Here is a 16,931-nt window from a genome sequence, read left to right as displayed (position 1 = left end):
GGTCAGTACGCGGCGATGGGGGAGGCGGCGGGCTTCGCCGTCGCGGCGTCGGCAGACGCCGTCGGTGCCTGGTCCCCGAAGGTGATCGTGTCGGCGATGTCCGCGAGGACCGCCTGGTAGTGGAAGAGGTCCTGGGTGTCCGGCGTGCTCAGGCACAGGAGCAGCAGCCGGTCCTCGTCGGGGAAGGGCAGCCAGACTTCGATGCGTACGAAGAAGCGCTCCTGCTCCCCCTCGGCGGGGGCGGGATCGGCGGCCCCGGCGGGATCGCACGGGTCCCCGGACTGTGCCGGGAGGTCCCACACCGCGCGCGTACCCGCGATGTGCACGACCGCGGGGCCCGCGGGCAGGACGATCGGCTGCACCTCGCCGCTCTCGGCGGACTTGTCCAGAACCTCGGCGATCCCGGCAGCGCTCACGTGCGGGTCGGGATTCTCCAGCTCCCGCACGCTGACGGTGAGCGTCGCGCGGCTGTAACGCTCGGGCGGTTCGGTCTCGTCCGCGGTGCCGCCGATCGGGAAGACGCCCAGGGCCTGGTAGACCGCGCCGCCCGCCGTGAGGTCCTGCGCCGTGACGCCGTACAGGGCGGCCATCAGCCTGCGCAGTGGGTCGAGCTCCTCGGCGTCACCCCAGTAGTCACGGGCGAACCCGCGGAGCTGTTCGTCGAAAGCCGCCGGATCCGCGTCGATGCCGAGGGGGATCTCGTGGAACTCGGGCTGTACCTGGAAGCGGAAGGCCGGGCCGGGGCCGGGTTCGGGTGCCGCGGTCACCGGTGGGCACCGTTCTCAGCCGGGCTCTTGACCTCGACGGCCCCGACCTTGGCCCGCACCAGGTCCTCCACGTGCTGGAACTCCTTGCCCGCCTTGGCCACCTTCTCGGTGACCCCGCCGGTCGCCTCCGCGATCAGCTTGATCCCGTAACCCCACTTGTCCTGGAAGTGGTCGCAGGCTTCTTCCAGCCCGTCGTGACCGGAGCCCTTGGGGCCGATGTCCTTCAGCTCATGCATGGCGGTACGCATGCCGTCGGCGCACGTGCTCAGATCGGTGATGAGCCGGGACAATGCCGCGAACTCGACTTTGCTGTGACCAGCCATGGCCTGGGTCCCCTCGTGCTCGGTGCTGCCCGAACACTCTGGCACGCCCGGCGTATGACAATCGCAGCAGGTCACCGCCCGATTGACGAACGCCACCGGACTTGCACGCGGTCGCCACGCCCTCGCCTCCGGTTTGACCTCAGTCACACACCGGGTAATCTCTACGGCTCGATTGGCCCCCGGCGTGTCCCATGTGGCAGACTGTCGGGGTTGCTCGGTTGAGTGCCGATGCTGCGCGCCTCCCGCCGGGAGGACCGGAAGCGAGTCCCACAGTACTCGTCGCCTTATCTGCCGCAGAGCCCGTAAAGGCTCGCAGGCAGCACTGAGGCGGACGTACGGGAATCTTTCGGGAAGTGTGGTGCGGTTGCTCGGCCAGGCACCCGGTGGGTTTCTTCCCCCGGACCCGCGGCCTCGGGCCGCAGCCCCTTTGGCAGGGAAATCCGTATGGATATTTCTGTCAGCGAGGCTGCGACACACCCGACCGCGTGGGTCGGAGGGGAGTGTGAAACCGGCCCCCGGGTTCCAGAGCGCTTACGAGAGACAGGACTACTAAGTAGCCATGGCGGGACAGAAGATCCGCATCCGGCTCAAGGCCTACGACCACGAGGTCATCGACTCCTCGGCGAAGAAGATCGTCGAGACGGTGACGCGTACTGGTGCGTCGGTCGCGGGCCCGGTGCCGCTGCCTACCGAGAAGAACGTGTACTGCGTCATCAAGTCGCCGCACAAGTACAAGGACTCGCGCGAGCACTTCGAGATGCGCACGCACAAGCGCCTGATCGACATCCTCGACCCGACGCCGAAGACCGTTGACTCCCTGATGCGACTCGACCTCCCGGCCGGCGTCGACATCGAGATCAAGCTCTGAGGGCCGGTGATCTGAAGATGACTAAGCCGATCAAGGGCATCCTGGGCGAGAAGCTCGGCATGACGCAGGTGTGGGACGAGAACAACCGTGTTGTTCCGGTCACCGTCGTCAAGGCCGGCCCCAACGTCGTGACCCAGGTCCGTACGAACGACACCGACGGCTACGAGTCGGTCCAGATCGCCTTCGGCGAGATCGACCCTCGCAAGGTGAACAAGCCCCTCAAGGGTCACTTCGCCAAGGCCGACGTCACCCCCCGCCGCCACCTCGTCGAGATCCGTACCGCTGACGCCAGCGAGTACACCCTCGGCCAGGAGATCACCGCCGAGACCTTCGAGTCCGGCGTCAAGGTGGACGTGACCGGCAAGAGCAAGGGCAAGGGCTTCGCCGGTGTCATGAAGCGTCACAACTTCAAGGGCCTCGGCGCCGGTCACGGCACCCAGCGCAAGCACCGCTCGCCGGGCTCGATCGGTGGCTGCGCCACCCCGGGTCGTGTGTTCAAGGGCCTCCGCATGGCGGGCCGTATGGGCAACGAGCGGGTCACCACCCAGAACCTGACCGTTCACGCCGTTGACGCGGAGAAGGGCCTGCTCCTCATCAAGGGCGCGGTTCCTGGTCCGAACGGCGGCCTCGTCCTGGTCCGCACCGCGGCCAAGGGGGCCTGAGGACTATGAGCACCATTGACATTCTGTCGCCCTCCGGCGACAAGACCGGGACCGTCGAGCTCCCGGCCGAGATCTTCGACGTGGAGAAGATCAGCGTTCCGCTGCTTCACCAGGTTGTCGTCGCGCAGCTTGCCGCGGCCCGCCAGGGCACGCACAAGGTCAAGCGCCGTGGCGAGGTCCGCGGTGGCGGTAAGAAGCCTTACCGTCAGAAGGGCACCGGCCGCGCGCGCCAGGGTTCGACCCGTGCGCCGCAGTTCGCCGGCGGTGGCGTCGTCCACGGCCCGACCCCGCGTGACTACTCGCAGCGGACCCCGAAGAAGATGAAGGCCGCGGCTCTGCGCCACGCCCTCACCGACCGGGCCCGCAACGCTCGCATCCACGTCGTCACCGGCGTGGTCGACGGCGCGGTCTCCACCAAGGCCGCCAAGTCGCTGCTCGGCAAGATCTCGGAGCGCAAGAACCTGCTCCTCGTGATCGACCGTGCCGACGAGGCCTCGCTGCTGTCCGCTCGCAACCTGCCCCAGGTCCACATCCTGGAGCCGGGCCAGCTCAACACGTACGACGTTCTCGTCTCGGACGACGTGGTCTTCACCCAGGCCGCTTTCGAGTCCTTCGTGTCTGGCCCCAAGGCCGCTGACACCGAAGGGAGCGAAGCCTGATGGCTACGCGTCACCCGAGCATCGCCTCGAAGGCCGCCAAGGCCGCCAAGGCCGCGCGCGTCGCCAAGGCGAAGCGCCACGCCACCGAGGGCAAGAACACCGTTGAGACGCCGCTGAGCAAGAGCTTCACGGACCCCCGTGACGTCCTCGTCAAGCCGGTCGTCTCCGAGAAGAGCTACGCGCTCCTCGACGAGGGCAAGTACACCTTCATCGTCGACCCGCGTGCCAACAAGACCCAGATCAAGCAGGCCGTCGAGGCGGTCTTCTCGGTCAAGGTCTCCGGGGTCAACACGATCAACCGGCAGGGCAAGCGCAAGCGGACCCGCACCGGCTTCGGCCAGCGTGCGAACACCAAGCGCGCGATCGTGACCCTCGTTGAGGGCGACCGTATCGACATCTTCGGCCAGGCCTCCTAACGGAGCGCCCTGGTCCGAATATCGGACGAGGACTGAGAAATGGGAATCCGCAAGTACAAGCCGACTACGCCGGGGCGTCGTGGCTCCAGCGTTGCCGACTTCGTCGAGGTCACGCGGTCCACGCCGGAGAAGTCGCTGGTCCGCCCGCTGCACAGCAAGGGCGGCCGTAACAACGCCGGTCGAGTGACCGTTCGCCACCAGGGTGGCGGACACAAGCGCGCCTACCGCGTGATCGACTTCCGTCGTCACGACAAGGACGGCGTGCCGGCGAAGGTCGCGCACATCGAGTACGACCCCAACCGCACCGCGCGCATCGCGCTCCTGCACTACGCGGACGGCGAGAAGCGCTACATCATCGCCCCCCGCGGCCTGTCGCAGGGTGACCGGGTGGAGAACGGCCCCGGGGCCGACATCAAGCCCGGCAACAACCTGGCGCTGCGCAACATCCCGGTCGGTACCACGATCCACGCGATCGAGCTCCGTCCGGGCGGCGGCGCCAAGTTCGCCCGCTCCGCCGGTGCCTCCGTGCAGCTGCTCGCGAAGGAGGGCTCGATGGCCCACCTGCGCATGCCGTCCGGCGAGATCCGTCTCGTGGACGTGCGCTGCCGCGCCACCATCGGCGAGGTCGGCAACGCCGAGCAGTCGAACATCAACTGGGGCAAGGCCGGCCGCAAGCGCTGGCTGGGCGTTCGCCCGACCGTTCGCGGTGTGGCGATGAACCCGGTCGACCACCCGCACGGTGGTGGTGAGGGCAAGACCTCCGGTGGTCGCCACCCGGTCTCCCCGTGGGGTCAGAAGGAGGGTCGTACGCGTTCGCCGAAGAAGGCTTCGAACAAGTACATCGTCCGCCGCCGCAAGACGAACAAGAAGCGCTAGGAGCGGGTTTAGATGCCGCGCAGTCTCAAGAAGGGACCCTTCGTCGACACCCACCTCATCAAGAAGGTGGACGCTCAGAACGAAGCCGGTTCCAAGAACGTCATCAAGACCTGGTCCCGTCGCTCGATGATCATCCCCAGCATGCTGGGCCACACGATCGCGGTGCACAACGGCAAGACCCACATCCCGGTGTTCGTCACCGAGTCGATGGTCGGCCACAAGCTCGGCGAGTTCGCGCCGACGCGCACCTTCCGGGGTCACGTCAAGGACGACCGGAAGTCGAAGCGCCGCTAAGGCGGGGTGGAATCGACTATGACAAACACCGAAGGGACAACCATGGAAGCCAGGGCCCAGGCGCGGTACATCCGCGTCACGCCCATGAAGGCCCGCCGCGTGGTGGACCTCATCCGTGGCATGGACGCCACGGAGGCTCAGGCGGTCCTGCGTTTCGCCCCGCAGGCCGCGAGCGTGCCGGTCGGCAAGGTGCTGGACAGCGCCATCGCCAACGCCGCGCACAACTACGACCACACCGACGCCTCCACGCTGGTCATCAGCGAGGCGTACGTGGATGAGGGCCCGACCCTGAAGCGGTTCCGTCCGCGTGCCCAGGGCCGTGCCTACCGGATCCGTAAGCGGACCAGCCACATCACCGTGGTCGTCAGCAGCAAGGAAGGAACCCGGTAATGGGCCAGAAGGTAAACCCGCACGGGTTCCGGCTCGGTGTCACGACCGACTTCAAGTCGCGTTGGTACGCCGACAAGCTGTACAAGGACTACGTCAAGGAAGACGTCGCCATCCGTCGGATGATGACGTCCGGCATGGAGCGTGCCGGCATCTCGAAGGTGGAGATCGAGCGCACCCGTGACCGCGTGCGTGTGGACATCCACACCGCTCGTCCCGGCATCGTCATCGGCCGCCGTGGCGCCGAGGCCGACCGCATCCGCGGCGACCTCGAGAAGCTCACGGGCAAGCAGGTCCAGCTGAACATCCTCGAGGTCAAGAACCCCGAGGTCGACGCTCAGCTCGTGGCCCAGGCCGTGGCGGAGCAGCTCTCCTCCCGCGTCTCCTTCCGTCGTGCCATGCGCAAGAGCATGCAGTCGGCGATGAAGGCGGGTGCCAAGGGCATCAAGATCCAGTGTGGCGGTCGTCTCGGCGGTGCCGAGATGTCCCGTTCGGAGTTCTACCGCGAGGGCCGTGTGCCCCTGCACACGCTCCGCGCCAACGTGGACTACGGCTTCTTCGAGGCCAAGACGACCTTCGGCCGCATCGGTGTGAAGGTCTGGATCTACAAGGGCGACGTCAAGAACATCGCCGAGGTTCGCGCCGAGAACGCCGCGGCCCGCGCCGGCAACCGTCCGGCCCGTGGCGGCAACGACCGCCCGGCCCGCGGTGGCGGCCGTGGTGGCGAGCGTGGCGGTCGCGGTCGTAAGCCGCAGCAGCAGTCCGCGCCGGCTGCCGAGGCCCCCAAGGCCGACGCTCCCGCCGCTGCCGCTCCGGCTGCTGAGAGCACCGGAACGGAGGCCTGACCGAAATGCTGATCCCCCGTAGGGTCAAGCACCGCAAGCAGCACCACCCGAAGCGCAGCGGCATGTCCAAGGGTGGCACGCAGGTTGCGTTCGGCGAGTACGGCATCCAGGCGCTGACCCCGGCGTACGTGACGAACCGTCAGATCGAGGCCGCTCGTATCGCCATGACGCGTCACATCAAGCGTGGCGGCAAGGTCTGGATCAACATCTACCCGGACCGCCCCCTCACCAAGAAGCCTGCCGAGACCCGCATGGGTTCCGGTAAGGGTTCCCCGGAGTGGTGGGTCGCCAACGTCAAGCCCGGACGCGTCATGTTCGAGCTGTCGTACCCCAACGAGAAGATCGCGCGTGAGGCGCTGACTCGCGCGGCCCACAAGCTGCCGATGAAGTGCAAGATCGTCAAGCGCGAGGCAGGTGAAGCGTGATGTCGACCGGTACCAAGGCGTCCGAGCTGCGCGAGCTGGGCAACGAGGAGCTTGTCGGCAAGCTCCGCGAGGCCAAGGAAGAGCTGTTCAACCTCCGCTTCCAGGCGGCGACGGGCCAGCTCGAGAACCACGGCCGGCTCAAGGCCGTCCGCAAGGACATCGCCCGGATCTACACCCTCATGCGTGAGCGTGAGCTCGGCATCGAGACGGTGGAGAACGCCTGATGAGCGAGAAGAACGTGACTGAAGAGACTGCCGCCCGCGGCTTCCGCAAGACCCGTGAGGGTCTGGTCGTCAGCGACAAGATGGACAAGACCGTCGTCGTCGCCGTCGAGGACCGCGTCAAGCACGCCCTGTACGGCAAGGTCATCCGCCGTACGAACAAGCTCAAGGCGCACGACGAGCAGAACGCTGCCGGTGTCGGCGACCGCGTCCTCCTGATGGAGACGCGTCCGCTGTCCGCCACCAAGCGCTGGCGCATCGTCGAGATCCTCGAGAAGGCCAAGTAATTCTCTGAGGCATCCCTCAGAGATCGTTCCGCCAGGCTCGGCAGGGGCCGGCCTCCGCTAGGAGACAGGCCCCTGCCGGGAACCGGCAGACAATCAGGAGATAGACGTGATCCAGCAGGAGTCGCGACTGCGCGTCGCCGACAACACGGGTGCGAAGGAAATTCTCACCATCCGTGTTCTCGGTGGCTCGGGTCGCCGCTACGCGGGCATCGGTGACGTCATCGTCGCCACCGTGAAGGACGCGATCCCCGGTGGCAACGTGAAGAAGGGTGACGTCGTCAAGGCGGTCATCGTTCGCACCGTCAAGGAGCGCCGCCGTCCGGACGGCTCGTACATCCGCTTCGACGAGAACGCCGCCGTCATTCTCAAGAACGACGGCGACCCTCGCGGCACCCGTATCTTCGGCCCCGTCGGCCGTGAGCTGCGCGAGAAGAAGTTCATGAAGATCATCTCGCTCGCGCCGGAGGTGCTGTAAGCATGAAGATCAAGAAGGGCGACCTGGTACAGGTCATCACCGGCAAGGACAAGGGCAAGCAGGGCAAGGTCATTGCCGCTTACCCGCGCCAGGAGCGCGTCCTCGTCGAGGGTGTCAACCGGGTCAAGAAGCACACCAAGGCCGGCCCCACCGCCACTGGCTCCCAGGCCGGCGGCATCGTGACCACCGAGGCCCCGATCCACGTCTCCAACGTTCAGTTGGTCGTGGAGAAGGACGGCAAGAAGGTCGTCACGCGTGTCGGTTACCGCTTCGACGACGAGGGCAACAAGATCCGCGTTGCCAAGCGGACGGGTGAGGACATCTGATGACTACCACCACGAACCCGCGTCTGAAGCAGAAGTACCGCGACGAGATCAAGGGCAAGCTGCAGGACGAGTTCTCCTACGAGAACGTCATGCAGATCCCCGGTCTGGTCAAGATCGTGGTCAACATGGGTGTGGGTGACGCCGCGCGTGACTCCAAGCTCATGGACGGTGCCGTCCGCGACCTGACCACCATCACCGGTCAGAAGCCGGCCATCACCAAGGCCCGCAAGTCCATCGCGCAGTTCAAGCTGCGTGAGGGTCAGCCGATCGGTGCCCACGTCACGCTCCGTGGCGACCGCATGTGGGAGTTCCTGGACCGCACCCTGTCGCTCGCGCTCCCGCGCATCCGCGACTTCCGTGGTCTGTCCCCCAAGCAGTTCGACGGCCGTGGCAACTACACCTTCGGTCTCACGGAGCAGGTCATGTTCCACGAGATCGACCAGGACAAGATCGACCGCGTCCGGGGTATGGACATCACCGTGGTCACCACGGCGACCAACGACGACGAGGGCCGCGCCCTCCTTCGTCACCTCGGCTTCCCGTTCAAGGAGGCGTGAGCGAGATGGCGAAGAAGGCTCTGATTGCCAAGGCTGCTCGTAAGCCCAAGTTCGCTGTGCGTGCCTACACCCGCTGCCAGCGGTGTGGCCGTCCGCACTCCGTGTACCGCAAGTTCGGCCTGTGCCGCGTGTGCCTTCGTGAGATGGCTCACCGTGGCGAGCTGCCGGGCGTGACCAAGAGCTCCTGGTAGTACCCGCTTTTCGGGACTGCTTGGATCTCTCGGTAAGTAAAGGGTCGGCAGTGGTTCCCGCTCTCATGGCTTAGGCTGGGAGGGTTGGGCGCTTCTGCCGCCCTGACCGACTTACTACGCCGTAGGTCCCCGCGCCGCACCCGTCCCGCCCCTGTGTGGGGAGAGGGATGGCGCATACAGGAAACCCCGGCGAGAGAGGCCGAAGGCCAATTCATGACCATGACTGATCCGATCGCAGACATGCTTACGCGTCTGCGGAACGCGAACTCGGCGTACCACGACACCGTGGCTATGCCGCACAGCAAGATCAAGTCGCACATCGCCGAGATCCTCCAGCAGGAGGGTTTCATCACCGGCTGGAAGGTCGAGGACGCCGAGGTCGGCAAGTCCCTCGTCCTGGAGCTGAAGTTCGGCCCGAACCGTGAGCGTTCGATCGCCGGCATCAAGCGCATCTCCAAGCCGGGTCTGCGCGTTTACGCGAAGTCCACCAATCTGCCGAAGGTCCTCGGTGGCCTGGGCGTGGCGATCATCTCCACGTCGCACGGTCTCCTGACCGGCCAGCAGGCGCAGAAGAAGGGCGTGGGTGGGGAAGTCCTCGCCTACGTCTGGTAGCGGAAGGGAACGGAGGAAACAGCTATGTCGCGTATTGGCAAGCTCCCCATCACGGTTCCCGCCGGCGTGGACGTCACCATCGATGGCCGAACGGTCACGGTGAAGGGTTCCAAGGGCACCCTGAGCCACACCATCGTCGCGCCGATCGACATCGCCAAGGGTGAGGACGGCGTCCTGAACGTCACCCGCCCCAACGACGAGCGTCAGAACAAGGCCCTCCACGGCCTGTCCCGCACGCTGGTGGCGAACATGATCACCGGCGTGACCACGGGTTACGTGAAGAAGCTCGAGATCAGCGGTGTCGGTTACCGCGTTCTGGCGAAGGGCTCCAACCTGGAGTTCTCGCTCGGCTACAGCCACCCGATCCTGGTCGAGGCGCCCGAGGGCATCTCGTTCAAGGTCGAGTCGCCGACCAAGTTCTCGGTCGAGGGCATCGACAAGCAGAAGGTCGGCGAGGTTGCGGCCAACATCCGCAAGCTGCGCAAGCCCGACCCGTACAAGGCCAAGGGCGTCAAGTACGAAGGCGAAGTCATCCGCCGCAAGGTCGGAAAGGCGGGTAAGTAAGCCATGGCATACGGTCAGAAGATCGCTAAGGGCGACGCTTACAAGCGTGCGGCGATCAAGCGCCGCCACATCCGTATCCGTAAGAACATCTCGGGTACGGCCGAGCGTCCGCGCCTGGTCGTGACGCGCTCCAACCGCAACATCGTCGCCCAGGTGATCGACGACGTGAAGGGTCACACCCTCGCGTCGGCCTCCACCCTGGACGCGTCGATCCGCGGCGGCGAGGGCGACAAGTCCGCGCAGGCCAAGTCGGTCGGTGCCCTGGTCGCCGAGCGCGCCAAGGCCGCCGGTGTCGAGGCCGTCGTGTTCGACCGTGGTGGTAACCAGTACGCCGGGCGCATCGCCGCCCTGGCGGACGCCGCCCGCGAAGCCGGACTCAAGTTCTGAGTCGCCCGCCACGCAGTGGCTATGGACACTGCGTAGCTAGCGGAAAAAGAGAGAGGTAATTCCAATGGCTGGACCCCAGCGCCGCGGTGGCGGTGCCGGTGGCGGCGAGCGGCGGGACCGGAAGGGTCGCGACGGTGGCAACGCCGCCGCCGAGAAGACCGCGTACGTCGAGCGCGTCGTCGCGATCAACCGCGTCGCCAAGGTTGTGAAGGGTGGTCGTCGCTTCAGCTTCACCGCGCTGGTCGTGGTGGGCGACGGTGACGGCACCGTGGGTGTCGGTTACGGCAAGGCCAAGGAGGTGCCGGCCGCCATCGCCAAGGGTGTGGAGGAGGCCAAGAAGCACTTCTTCAAGGTCCCCCGTATCCAGGGCACCATCCCGCACCCGATCCAGGGTGAGAAGGCTGCCGGCGTCGTGCTGCTCAAGCCCGCGTCCCCGGGTACCGGTGTTATCGCCGGTGGTCCGGTGCGCGCCGTGCTCGAGTGCGCCGGCGTTCACGACATCCTGTCGAAGTCGCTCGGCTCCGACAACGCGATCAACATCGTGCACGCGACCGTGGAGGCCCTGAAGGGTCTGCAGCGCCCCGAGGAGATCGCGGCCCGCCGTGGTCTGCCCCTCGAGGACGTCGCTCCCGCGGCTCTGCTGCGTGCGCGTGCCGGGGCTGGTGCGTAATGGCTCAGCTCAAGATCACGCAGACGAAGTCGTACATCGGCAGCAAGCAGAACCACCGTGACACCCTGCGCTCCCTTGGTCTCAAGGGCATCAACACGCAGGTCGTCAAGGAGGACCGCCCCGAGTTCCGCGGCATGGTGCACACCGTCCGCCACCTCGTGACGGTCGAGGAGGTCGACTGATCATGGCGGAGAACAACCCGCTCAAGATCCACAACCTCCGTCCGGCCCCCGGCGCCAAGACCGCGAAGACCCGTGTCGGTCGTGGTGAGGCGTCGAAGGGTAAGACGGCCGGTCGTGGTACCAAGGGCACCAAGGCCCGCTACCAGGTTCCGGAGCGCTTCGAGGGTGGGCAGATGCCCCTCCACATGCGCCTTCCGAAGCTGAAGGGCTTCAAGAACCCCGCCCACAAGCAGTTCCAGGTGGTGAACCTGGAGAAGCTGGCCACGCTCTACCCCGAGGGTGGCGAGGTCACGGTGGCCGACCTGGTCGCCAAGGGCGCGGTGCGCAACAACGAGCTCGTCAAGGTCCTCGGCCAGGGCGAGATCTCCGTGGCGCTGCAGGTGACGGTCGACGCCGTCTCCGGCTCCGCCAAGGAGAAGATCACCGCCGCGGGCGGTACGGTCACCGAGCTCGTCTGATTCCAGACGCCGTCTCGATGACATGAGCGATCCCGACCGGGGATACCCCACAAAAGGGGTATCCCCGGTTGGTCGTTCCTAGGGGGCCATGTACGCCGGTAAGGTGGCGTCCGCTGTTGATTTGCGGGCTAGTTGGCTGTCCCCGGCACCAATCCCGGATCTTGACCGTTACCCATTCGTCGAATCCTCAAGACCGTCACCTCTGACGCACGCGCGCGGGGGTCGCAGGAGGCACCGTGCTCACCGCGTTCGCCCGGGCGTTCAAGACGCCCGACCTGCGCAAGAAGCTGCTCTTCACGCTGGGCATCGTCGTGATCTACCGGCTCGGGGCACATATCCCGATCCCCGGCGTGGATTACTCGAACGTCCAGACGTGCATGGACGTGGCCAAGTCCGGCACCGGCCTCTTCGGCCTGGTCAACATGTTCAGCGGTGGCGCGCTGCTCCAGATCACGGTCTTCGCGCTCGGCATCATGCCGTACATCACCGCGAGCATCATTCTGCAGTTGCTCACCGTGGTGATCCCGCGCCTCGAAGCCCTCAAGAAGGAGGGACAGGCCGGTACCGCGAAGATCACCCAGTACACCCGGTACCTGACCGTGGCGCTCGCCATCCTCCAGGGCACCGGTCTCGTCGCCACCGCCCGCACCGGCGCCCTCTTCCAGGGCTGCCCCGTCGCGAGCGAGATCGTCCCGGACCAGTCGATCTTCATCACCATCACGATGGTGATCACGATGACCGCCGGCACCTGCGTGATGATGTGGCTCGGTGAGCTGATCACCGACCGCGGCATCGGCAACGGCATGTCGATCCTGATGTTCATCTCGATCGCCGCCACCTTCCCGTCGGCCCTCTGGGCCATCAAGCAGGGCGGCTCGCTGGCCGACGGCTGGATCGAGTTCGGCACCGTCATCCTCGTCGGCCTGGTCATGGTCGCGCTGGTCGTCTTCGTCGAGCAGGCCCAGCGCCGTATCCCGGTGCAGTACGCGAAGCGCATGATCGGTCGTCGTTCCTACGGCGGTACGTCTACGTACATCCCGCTCAAGGTGAACCAGGCGGGTGTGATCCCGGTCATCTTCGCCTCGTCGCTGCTGTACATCCCGGCATTGGTCGCCCAGTTCGCCGGTGGTGACTCGTCGTGGAAGCTGTGGATCGACGACCACCTGACCAAGGGAAACCACCCGATCTACATCGTCACGTACTTCCTCCTGATCGTGTTCTTCGCCTTCTTCTACGTGGCGATCTCGTTCAACCCCGAGGAAGTCGCGGACAACATGAAGAAGTATGGTGGCTTCATCCCGGGCATCCGGGCTGGCCGACCGACCGCTGAGTACCTGAGCTACGTACTCAACCGGATCACCTGGCCGGGTTCGCTGTACTTGGGGCTGATCGCTCTCGTACCGACGATGGCGTTGGTTGGTTTCGGGGCAAACCAGAACTTCCCGTTCGGCGGCACCAGCATCCTGATCATCGTGGGTGTTGGTCTGGAGACGGTGAAGCAGATCGAGAGCCAGCTCCAGCAGCGCAATTACGAAGGGTTCCTCCGCTGATGCGAATCGTCCTCGTCGGGCCGCCTGGTGCCGGCAAGGGAACGCAGGCCGCGTTCCTTGCCCAGAACCTGTCGATCCCGCACATCTCCACGGGCGACCTCTTCCGTGCCAACATCAGCCAGGGCACGGAGCTGGGCAAGCAGGCCAAGTCGTACATGGACGCGGGTCAGCTGGTACCGGACGAGGTCACCATCGGGATGGCCAAGGACCGCATGGAGCAGCCGGACGCCGTGAACGGCTTCCTGCTCGACGGCTTCCCTCGCAACGTCTCGCAGGCCGAGGCGCTGGACGTCGCCCTCAAGGCGGACGACGTGAAGCTGGACGCGGTCCTGGACCTGGAGGTCCCCGAGGACGAGGTGGTCAAGCGCATCGCCGGCCGCCGCATCTGCCGCAACGACTCGGCGCACGTGTTCCACGTCGCGTACAAGCAGCCGAAGGCCGAGGGCGTCTGTGACGTCTGCGGCGGCGAGCTGTACCAGCGCGACGACGACAAGGAAGAGACCGTGCGCAAGCGGCTCGAGGTCTACCACACGCAGACCGAGCCGATCATCGACTACTACCGGGAGCAGGGGCTCGTGAAGACGATCTCCGCGCTCGGCAAGGTGGAAGAGGTCACGGCACGGGCCATGGAGGCCCTGGGCCGCTAGACCGGTTCCCCTTCTGTACGTGGCTGAGGCCGCGGTTCCCTGCTCCGGGGGCCGCGGCCTTAGTGTTGGTGGTGTACGTACACGTCGTACTCGGATGACGGAGAGCGCAGGCCCCCATGGTGCAGATCAAGACCCCCGACCAGATTCGCAAGATGCGGGAGGCGGGGCTTGTCGTCGCGGCGATCCACGCCGCGACCCGTGAGGCGGCCGTGCCGGGCGCGACCACCAAGGACCTGGACGAGGTCGCCCGCAAGGTGATCGCCGAGCACGGCGCGAAGTCGAACTTCCTCGGCTACGGCGGGTTCCCCGCGACCATCTGCACCTCGAAGAACGAGGTCGTCGTCCACGGCATCCCGAGCGACGACGTCGTCCTGGAGGACGGCGACATCATCTCCATCGACTGCGGTGCGATCGTCGACGGCTGGCACGGTGACGCGGCGTACACGGCGTTCGTCGGCTCCGGTCACTCCCCGGAGCTGCTTGAGCTCTCCCGGGTGACCGAGGAGTCGATGTGGGCCGGGATCGCCGCGATGAAGCAGGGCAACCGGCTCGTCGACATCTCCCGCGCCATCGAGACCTACATCCGCCGCCAGCCGAAGCCCGGCGGCGGCAAGTACGGCATCGTCGAGGACTACGGCGGCCACGGCATCGGCACCGAGATGCACATGGACCCGCACCTCCTCAACTACGTCGAGCGCCGCCGCGGCAAGGGCCCCAAGCTCGTCCCCGGCTTCTGCCTCGCGATCGAGCCCATGGTCTCCCTCGGCGCCCCCCGCACGGAGACCCTGTCGGACGACTGGACGGTCATCACGACGGACGGCACCTGGTCCTCCCACTGGGAGCACTCGGTGGCCCTGACGGAGGAGGGCCCACTGGTCCTGACGGCCCCGGACGGCGGCAAGGCGAAGCTGGCGGAGATGGGCATCACGGCGGCGCCGGATCCGCTGGCGTAACGGGGCGGGTTCCGTTGGGTTACCGGCCCGGGCCCCTGTCCGCCGGTCGGAGGCCGGCGCAGCCGCGGGAAGCTTGTGAGGCGCCCTGGCACCGATCCCGCGAGCGGGGCGTCGGGGAATCGGTCGGCGGCAAGGGGAAGCTGGCGGAGATGGGCGTGACGGCGGCGCCGGACCCGCTGGCGTAGCGGGGCGGGGTGCGTTGGGCTGCTGTCCCGGGCCCCCGTTCGCCGGTCGGAGGCCGGCGCAGTCGCGCGAAGCCCCGCGAGCGGGGCGTCGGGGAGTCGGTCGGCGGCAAGGCCCGGATCCGCTCGGGGAAGGGGCGGGGCCCAGGGGGCTTAGGGATCTTTCTGGTAGGGCAGAATTCTCGGATTCGTCTTTCCGGGGGTGCTGACGTAGACTGACTCGTCGGCTCTCGTGTATCTGCATGTCCGCATGCGTGGCGAGAGTCGATCAAGGTAGTCGATTCGAAGGGCGAAGCGTGGCCAAGAAGCAAGGTGCCATCGAGATCGAAGGCACTGTCGTCGAGTCTCTTCCGAACGCCATGTTCAAGGTGGAGCTCCAGAACGGCCACCAGGTCCTGGCACACATCAGCGGCAAGATGCGTATGCACTACATCCGCATCCTCCCTGACGACCGGGTCGTGGTGGAGCTGTCTCCGTACGACCTGACGCGTGGCCGGATCGTCTACCGGTACAAGTAGATCTTGCCTGTTCCCGCTCACGGCGGGGCGCCGGCAACTGACCCGGAGAACCTCACCCATGAAGGTCAAGCCGAGCGTCAAGAAGATCTGCGACAAGTGCAGGGTGATCCGCCGTCACGGTCGGGTCATGGTGATCTGCGACAACCCGCGCCACAAGCAGCGCCAGGGCTGACGCACGACTGACTGCAGTTCGTTCGCAGAGTTTCGCGCGACGCACGCAACACATTGAGTACATAAGCAGGGCCCGCCGGCAGTGTGCAGTTCCACTGGACACCGCGGCGACACCTTCGGTCGGAGGCCGGGGACCCAGTCGTACCGAACCGCTCATCGCAGCGGGGACGGCGGCGGGGAGTGGCTCTGCTGCAGACCTCCGAAAATCAACAGGAGCCATGAATGGCACGCGTTGAAGGCGTTGACCTCCCGCGCGACAAGCGCATCGAGGTCGCCCTCACCTACGTGTTCGGCATCGGCCGTACGCGCGCCCAGCAGACGCTGGACGCCACGGGTGTCGACCGCAACATCCGCGTCCGCGACCTGAGCGAGGAAGACCTCGTCAAGATCCGCGAGTACGTGGACCAGAACTTCCAGACCGAGGGTGACCTCCGTCGCGAGATCCAGGCCGACATCCGCCGCAAGGTCGAGATCGGCAGCTACCAGGGTCTGCGCCACCGTCGTGGTCTGCCGGTCCGCGGTCAGCGCACCAGCACCAACGCGCGTACCCGCAAGGGCCCGCGTCGCGCCATCGCCGGTAAGAAGAAGCCGGGCAAGAAGTAGTCCTCAGCGGACGCTTTTCAGCGGTCTTCGCTGTAGGACCGACCACCTCCCGTAGGAGAACGACATGCCCCCCAAGGGACGTCAGGGCGCTGCCAAGAAGGTGCGCCGCAAGGAAAAGAAGAACGTCGCTCACGGCCACGCGCACATCAAGAGCACGTTCAACAACACGATCGTGTCCATCACGGACCCGACCGGCAACGTGATCTCGTGGGCCTCCGCCGGCCACGTCGGCTTCAAGGGCTCCCGCAAGTCCACGCCGTTCGCCGCGCAGATGGCCGCCGAGTCGGCTGCCCGCCGCGCCCAGGAGCACGGCATGCGCAAGGTCGACGTCTTCGTCAAGGGCCCGGGCTCCGGTCGTGAGACCGCGATCCGCTCGCTCCAGGCGACCGGCCTCGAGGTCGGCTCGATCCAGGACGTCACGCCGACCCCGCACAACGGCTGCCGTCCGCCCAAGCGTCGTCGCGTCTGACGCTCGGACGTTTTGAGGTTTCGGGCGGTACGGCTCCTCGGGGCGGTACCGCCCGTACCCTTGTTCTATCTCAGGGCATCAAATAGTGGGTGCCCCTGAACTGAAGGACTGCCTTTCATGCTGATCGCTCAGCGCCCCTCGTTGACCGAAGAGGTCGTCGACGAATTCCGCTCCCGGTTCGTGATCGAGCCGCTGGAGCCGGGCTTCGGCTACACCCTCGGCAACTCGCTCCGCCGGACCCTGCTCTCCTCGATCCCGGGTGCGGCCGTCACGTCGATCCGGATCGACGGTGTCCTGCACGAGTTCACCACCGTGCCGGGCGTCAAGGAAGACGTCACCGACCTCATCCTCAACATCAAGCAGCTCGTCGTCTCCTCGGAGCACGA

The 16,931-nt window shown here is 66.3% G+C and carries 30 protein-coding genes and 1 pseudogene; 29 read left to right on the top strand and 2 right to left on the bottom strand.

Features of this window, described 5'->3' with window-relative positions; all coding sequences use genetic code 11:
* Positions 1–2: 2 nt before the first annotated feature.
* Entirely contained in the window at positions 3–767 is a 765-nt protein-coding gene (locus ABZ877_RS38275; RefSeq protein ID WP_361080977.1) for a hypothetical protein, read from the bottom strand.
* Positions 764–1,090, bottom strand: a complete 327-nt coding sequence (locus tag ABZ877_RS38270; protein ID WP_361080975.1) for a hypothetical protein — start codon at positions 1,088–1,090, stop codon at positions 764–766. Before ABZ877_RS38270 ends, ABZ877_RS38275 begins: the two co-directional genes overlap by 4 nt.
* Before the next feature lie 559 nt (positions 1,091–1,649).
* On the opposite strand from ABZ877_RS38270, the gene rpsJ reads away from it, so the two are divergent.
* The 29 genes and pseudogenes from rpsJ to ABZ877_RS38125 form a co-directional block, all read left to right on the top strand.
* Positions 1,650–1,958, top strand: coding sequence for a 30S ribosomal protein S10 (gene rpsJ / locus ABZ877_RS38265; RefSeq protein WP_003948644.1), 309 nt, complete (start codon positions 1,650–1,652; stop codon positions 1,956–1,958).
* A gap of 17 nt (positions 1,959–1,975) precedes the next feature.
* Positions 1,976–2,620 (top strand): 50S ribosomal protein L3, encoded by a 645-nt coding sequence (gene rplC / locus ABZ877_RS38260; protein ID WP_361080973.1) that lies wholly within the window; start codon positions 1,976–1,978, stop codon positions 2,618–2,620.
* A gap of 5 nt (positions 2,621–2,625) precedes the next feature.
* The gene (gene rplD, locus ABZ877_RS38255) at positions 2,626–3,279 is read left to right on the top strand and encodes a 50S ribosomal protein L4 (protein WP_361080971.1); all 654 of its coding nucleotides are present in this window, start codon (positions 2,626–2,628) and stop codon (positions 3,277–3,279) included.
* The gene (gene rplW, locus ABZ877_RS38250) at positions 3,279–3,695 is read left to right on the top strand and encodes a 50S ribosomal protein L23 (RefSeq protein WP_164304029.1); all 417 of its coding nucleotides are present in this window, start codon (positions 3,279–3,281) and stop codon (positions 3,693–3,695) included. The genes rplD and rplW overlap by 1 nt, the downstream gene beginning before the upstream one ends.
* A 39-nt stretch (positions 3,696–3,734) precedes the next feature.
* Positions 3,735–4,571: a 50S ribosomal protein L2 gene (rplB, locus tag ABZ877_RS38245; protein WP_361080969.1), complete on the top strand. Its 837-nt coding sequence runs from the start codon at positions 3,735–3,737 to the stop codon at positions 4,569–4,571.
* 12 nt (positions 4,572–4,583) lie between these two features.
* Positions 4,584–4,865, top strand: coding sequence for a 30S ribosomal protein S19 (rpsS, locus tag ABZ877_RS38240; RefSeq protein WP_361080967.1), 282 nt, complete (start codon positions 4,584–4,586; stop codon positions 4,863–4,865).
* Positions 4,866–4,907: 42 nt separating this feature from the next.
* On the top strand, positions 4,908–5,255 hold the full coding sequence (rplV, locus tag ABZ877_RS38235; RefSeq protein ID WP_009997296.1) for a 50S ribosomal protein L22: 348 nt from the start codon (positions 4,908–4,910) through the stop codon (positions 5,253–5,255).
* Positions 5,255–6,097, top strand: a complete 843-nt coding sequence (rpsC, locus tag ABZ877_RS38230) for a 30S ribosomal protein S3 (RefSeq protein ID WP_361080964.1) — start codon at positions 5,255–5,257, stop codon at positions 6,095–6,097. Before rplV ends, rpsC begins: the two co-directional genes overlap by 1 nt.
* Before the next feature lie 5 nt (positions 6,098–6,102).
* A complete protein-coding gene (rplP, locus tag ABZ877_RS38225) occupies positions 6,103–6,522 on the top strand; it encodes a 50S ribosomal protein L16 (protein ID WP_059424836.1) in 420 nt (139 codons plus the stop codon).
* Positions 6,522–6,746: a 50S ribosomal protein L29 gene (rpmC, locus tag ABZ877_RS38220; RefSeq protein ID WP_052580777.1), complete on the top strand. Its 225-nt coding sequence runs from the start codon at positions 6,522–6,524 to the stop codon at positions 6,744–6,746. The genes rplP and rpmC overlap by 1 nt, the downstream gene beginning before the upstream one ends.
* A complete protein-coding gene (gene rpsQ / locus ABZ877_RS38215) occupies positions 6,746–7,030 on the top strand; it encodes a 30S ribosomal protein S17 (protein WP_156722919.1) in 285 nt (94 codons plus the stop codon). Before rpmC ends, rpsQ begins: the two co-directional genes overlap by 1 nt.
* 106 nt (positions 7,031–7,136) lie before the next feature.
* Complete coding sequence (gene rplN / locus ABZ877_RS38210; protein ID WP_003974257.1) at positions 7,137–7,505, top strand: 50S ribosomal protein L14; 369 nt, start codon at positions 7,137–7,139, stop codon at positions 7,503–7,505.
* A 2-nt stretch (positions 7,506–7,507) separates the two neighbouring features.
* A complete protein-coding gene (rplX, locus tag ABZ877_RS38205; RefSeq protein WP_361080961.1) occupies positions 7,508–7,831 on the top strand; it encodes a 50S ribosomal protein L24 in 324 nt (107 codons plus the stop codon).
* Positions 7,831–8,388, top strand: a complete 558-nt coding sequence (gene rplE, locus ABZ877_RS38200) for a 50S ribosomal protein L5 (protein WP_361080959.1) — start codon at positions 7,831–7,833, stop codon at positions 8,386–8,388. The genes rplX and rplE overlap by 1 nt, the downstream gene beginning before the upstream one ends.
* Positions 8,389–8,393: 5 nt before the next feature.
* Positions 8,394–8,579 (top strand): type Z 30S ribosomal protein S14, encoded by a 186-nt coding sequence (locus ABZ877_RS38195; protein ID WP_004571834.1) that lies wholly within the window; start codon positions 8,394–8,396, stop codon positions 8,577–8,579.
* A 213-nt stretch (positions 8,580–8,792) separates the two neighbouring features.
* Entirely contained in the window at positions 8,793–9,191 is a 399-nt protein-coding gene (gene rpsH, locus ABZ877_RS38190; protein WP_361080956.1) for a 30S ribosomal protein S8, read from the top strand.
* Between the two features lie 24 nt (positions 9,192–9,215).
* Positions 9,216–9,755 (top strand): 50S ribosomal protein L6, encoded by a 540-nt coding sequence (gene rplF / locus ABZ877_RS38185; protein WP_361080955.1) that lies wholly within the window; start codon positions 9,216–9,218, stop codon positions 9,753–9,755.
* Positions 9,756–9,758: 3 nt separating this feature from the next.
* Positions 9,759–10,142 (top strand): 50S ribosomal protein L18, encoded by a 384-nt coding sequence (rplR, locus tag ABZ877_RS38180; protein ID WP_361080953.1) that lies wholly within the window; start codon positions 9,759–9,761, stop codon positions 10,140–10,142.
* A 64-nt stretch (positions 10,143–10,206) separates the two neighbouring features.
* Positions 10,207–10,812: a 30S ribosomal protein S5 gene (rpsE, locus tag ABZ877_RS38175; protein WP_207824967.1), complete on the top strand. Its 606-nt coding sequence runs from the start codon at positions 10,207–10,209 to the stop codon at positions 10,810–10,812.
* On the top strand, positions 10,812–10,994 hold the full coding sequence (rpmD, locus tag ABZ877_RS38170) for a 50S ribosomal protein L30 (protein ID WP_005481207.1): 183 nt from the start codon (positions 10,812–10,814) through the stop codon (positions 10,992–10,994). Before rpsE ends, rpmD begins: the two co-directional genes overlap by 1 nt.
* Positions 10,995–10,996: 2 nt before the next feature.
* Positions 10,997–11,452 carry a 50S ribosomal protein L15 gene (rplO, locus tag ABZ877_RS38165; protein ID WP_361080950.1) on the top strand — a complete coding sequence of 152 codons (456 nt, stop codon included), beginning with the start codon at positions 10,997–10,999 and terminating at the stop codon, positions 11,450–11,452.
* 236 nt (positions 11,453–11,688) lie between these two features.
* Entirely contained in the window at positions 11,689–13,002 is a 1,314-nt protein-coding gene (gene secY, locus ABZ877_RS38160; RefSeq protein ID WP_361080948.1) for a preprotein translocase subunit SecY, read from the top strand.
* Positions 13,002–13,649 (top strand): adenylate kinase, encoded by a 648-nt coding sequence (locus ABZ877_RS38155; RefSeq protein WP_361080946.1) that lies wholly within the window; start codon positions 13,002–13,004, stop codon positions 13,647–13,649. The genes secY and ABZ877_RS38155 overlap by 1 nt, the downstream gene beginning before the upstream one ends.
* Positions 13,650–13,765: 116 nt before the next feature.
* Positions 13,766–14,602, top strand: a complete 837-nt coding sequence (map, locus tag ABZ877_RS38150; RefSeq protein ID WP_361080944.1) for a type I methionyl aminopeptidase — start codon at positions 13,766–13,768, stop codon at positions 14,600–14,602.
* A 478-nt stretch (positions 14,603–15,080) separates the two neighbouring features.
* Complete coding sequence (infA, locus tag ABZ877_RS38145) at positions 15,081–15,302, top strand: translation initiation factor IF-1 (protein WP_003948620.1); 222 nt, start codon at positions 15,081–15,083, stop codon at positions 15,300–15,302.
* 58 nt (positions 15,303–15,360) lie between these two features.
* On the top strand, positions 15,361–15,474 hold the full coding sequence (gene rpmJ, locus ABZ877_RS38140; RefSeq protein ID WP_003974245.1) for a 50S ribosomal protein L36: 114 nt from the start codon (positions 15,361–15,363) through the stop codon (positions 15,472–15,474).
* A gap of 221 nt (positions 15,475–15,695) precedes the next feature.
* Entirely contained in the window at positions 15,696–16,076 is a 381-nt protein-coding gene (gene rpsM / locus ABZ877_RS38135) for a 30S ribosomal protein S13 (RefSeq protein WP_361080942.1), read from the top strand.
* Between the two features lie 64 nt (positions 16,077–16,140).
* On the top strand, positions 16,141–16,545 hold the full coding sequence (gene rpsK / locus ABZ877_RS38130) for a 30S ribosomal protein S11 (RefSeq protein WP_003948617.1): 405 nt from the start codon (positions 16,141–16,143) through the stop codon (positions 16,543–16,545).
* A gap of 117 nt (positions 16,546–16,662) precedes the next feature.
* A pseudogene (locus ABZ877_RS38125) lies at positions 16,663–16,931 on the top strand (DNA-directed RNA polymerase subunit alpha); the annotation flags it as partial.

This window comes from Streptomyces sp. NPDC046939 (assembly GCF_040644575.1).
Taxonomy (GTDB): domain Bacteria; phylum Actinomycetota; class Actinomycetes; order Streptomycetales; family Streptomycetaceae; genus Streptomyces.
Note: the sequence above shows the minus strand (reverse complement) of the source record. Positions and strands in the feature narration are given on the sequence as shown.

Bases quoted from the DNA above. Each gene is read 5' to 3' on its own strand.
- rpsC (WP_361080964.1), top strand. From the start codon at position 5,255: ATGGGCCAGAAGGTAAACCCGCACGGGTTCCGGCTCGGTGTCACGACC.
- rplR (WP_361080953.1), top strand. From the start codon at position 9,759: ATGGCATACGGTCAGAAGATCGCTAAGGGCGACGCTTACAAGCGTGCG.
- rplC (WP_361080973.1), top strand. From the start codon at position 1,976: ATGACTAAGCCGATCAAGGGCATCCTGGGCGAGAAGCTCGGCATGACG.
- rplV (WP_009997296.1), top strand. From the start codon at position 4,908: ATGGAAGCCAGGGCCCAGGCGCGGTACATCCGCGTCACGCCCATGAAG.
- rpmC (WP_052580777.1), top strand. From the start codon at position 6,522: ATGTCGACCGGTACCAAGGCGTCCGAGCTGCGCGAGCTGGGCAACGAG.
- ABZ877_RS38195 (WP_004571834.1), top strand. From the start codon at position 8,394: ATGGCGAAGAAGGCTCTGATTGCCAAGGCTGCTCGTAAGCCCAAGTTC.
- rplP (WP_059424836.1), top strand. From the start codon at position 6,103: ATGCTGATCCCCCGTAGGGTCAAGCACCGCAAGCAGCACCACCCGAAG.
- rplD (WP_361080971.1), top strand. From the start codon at position 2,626: ATGAGCACCATTGACATTCTGTCGCCCTCCGGCGACAAGACCGGGACC.
- rplO (WP_361080950.1), top strand. From the start codon at position 10,997: ATGGCGGAGAACAACCCGCTCAAGATCCACAACCTCCGTCCGGCCCCC.
- rplB (WP_361080969.1), top strand. From the start codon at position 3,735: ATGGGAATCCGCAAGTACAAGCCGACTACGCCGGGGCGTCGTGGCTCC.
- rpsM (WP_361080942.1), top strand. From the start codon at position 15,696: ATGGCACGCGTTGAAGGCGTTGACCTCCCGCGCGACAAGCGCATCGAG.
- rplX (WP_361080961.1), top strand. From the start codon at position 7,508: ATGAAGATCAAGAAGGGCGACCTGGTACAGGTCATCACCGGCAAGGAC.
- rpmJ (WP_003974245.1), top strand. From the start codon at position 15,361: ATGAAGGTCAAGCCGAGCGTCAAGAAGATCTGCGACAAGTGCAGGGTG.
- ABZ877_RS38270 (WP_361080975.1), bottom strand. From the start codon at position 1,090: ATGGCTGGTCACAGCAAAGTCGAGTTCGCGGCATTGTCCCGGCTCATC.
- map (WP_361080944.1), top strand. From the start codon at position 13,766: ATGGTGCAGATCAAGACCCCCGACCAGATTCGCAAGATGCGGGAGGCG.
- rplF (WP_361080955.1), top strand. From the start codon at position 9,216: ATGTCGCGTATTGGCAAGCTCCCCATCACGGTTCCCGCCGGCGTGGAC.
- rpsJ (WP_003948644.1), top strand. From the start codon at position 1,650: ATGGCGGGACAGAAGATCCGCATCCGGCTCAAGGCCTACGACCACGAG.
- rpsK (WP_003948617.1), top strand. From the start codon at position 16,141: ATGCCCCCCAAGGGACGTCAGGGCGCTGCCAAGAAGGTGCGCCGCAAG.
- rpsQ (WP_156722919.1), top strand. From the start codon at position 6,746: ATGAGCGAGAAGAACGTGACTGAAGAGACTGCCGCCCGCGGCTTCCGC.
- rpsS (WP_361080967.1), top strand. From the start codon at position 4,584: ATGCCGCGCAGTCTCAAGAAGGGACCCTTCGTCGACACCCACCTCATC.
- rpmD (WP_005481207.1), top strand. From the start codon at position 10,812: ATGGCTCAGCTCAAGATCACGCAGACGAAGTCGTACATCGGCAGCAAG.
- rplW (WP_164304029.1), top strand. From the start codon at position 3,279: ATGGCTACGCGTCACCCGAGCATCGCCTCGAAGGCCGCCAAGGCCGCC.
- rpsH (WP_361080956.1), top strand. From the start codon at position 8,793: ATGACCATGACTGATCCGATCGCAGACATGCTTACGCGTCTGCGGAAC.
- rplE (WP_361080959.1), top strand. From the start codon at position 7,831: ATGACTACCACCACGAACCCGCGTCTGAAGCAGAAGTACCGCGACGAG.
- rpsE (WP_207824967.1), top strand. From the start codon at position 10,207: ATGGCTGGACCCCAGCGCCGCGGTGGCGGTGCCGGTGGCGGCGAGCGG.
- ABZ877_RS38155 (WP_361080946.1), top strand. From the start codon at position 13,002: ATGCGAATCGTCCTCGTCGGGCCGCCTGGTGCCGGCAAGGGAACGCAG.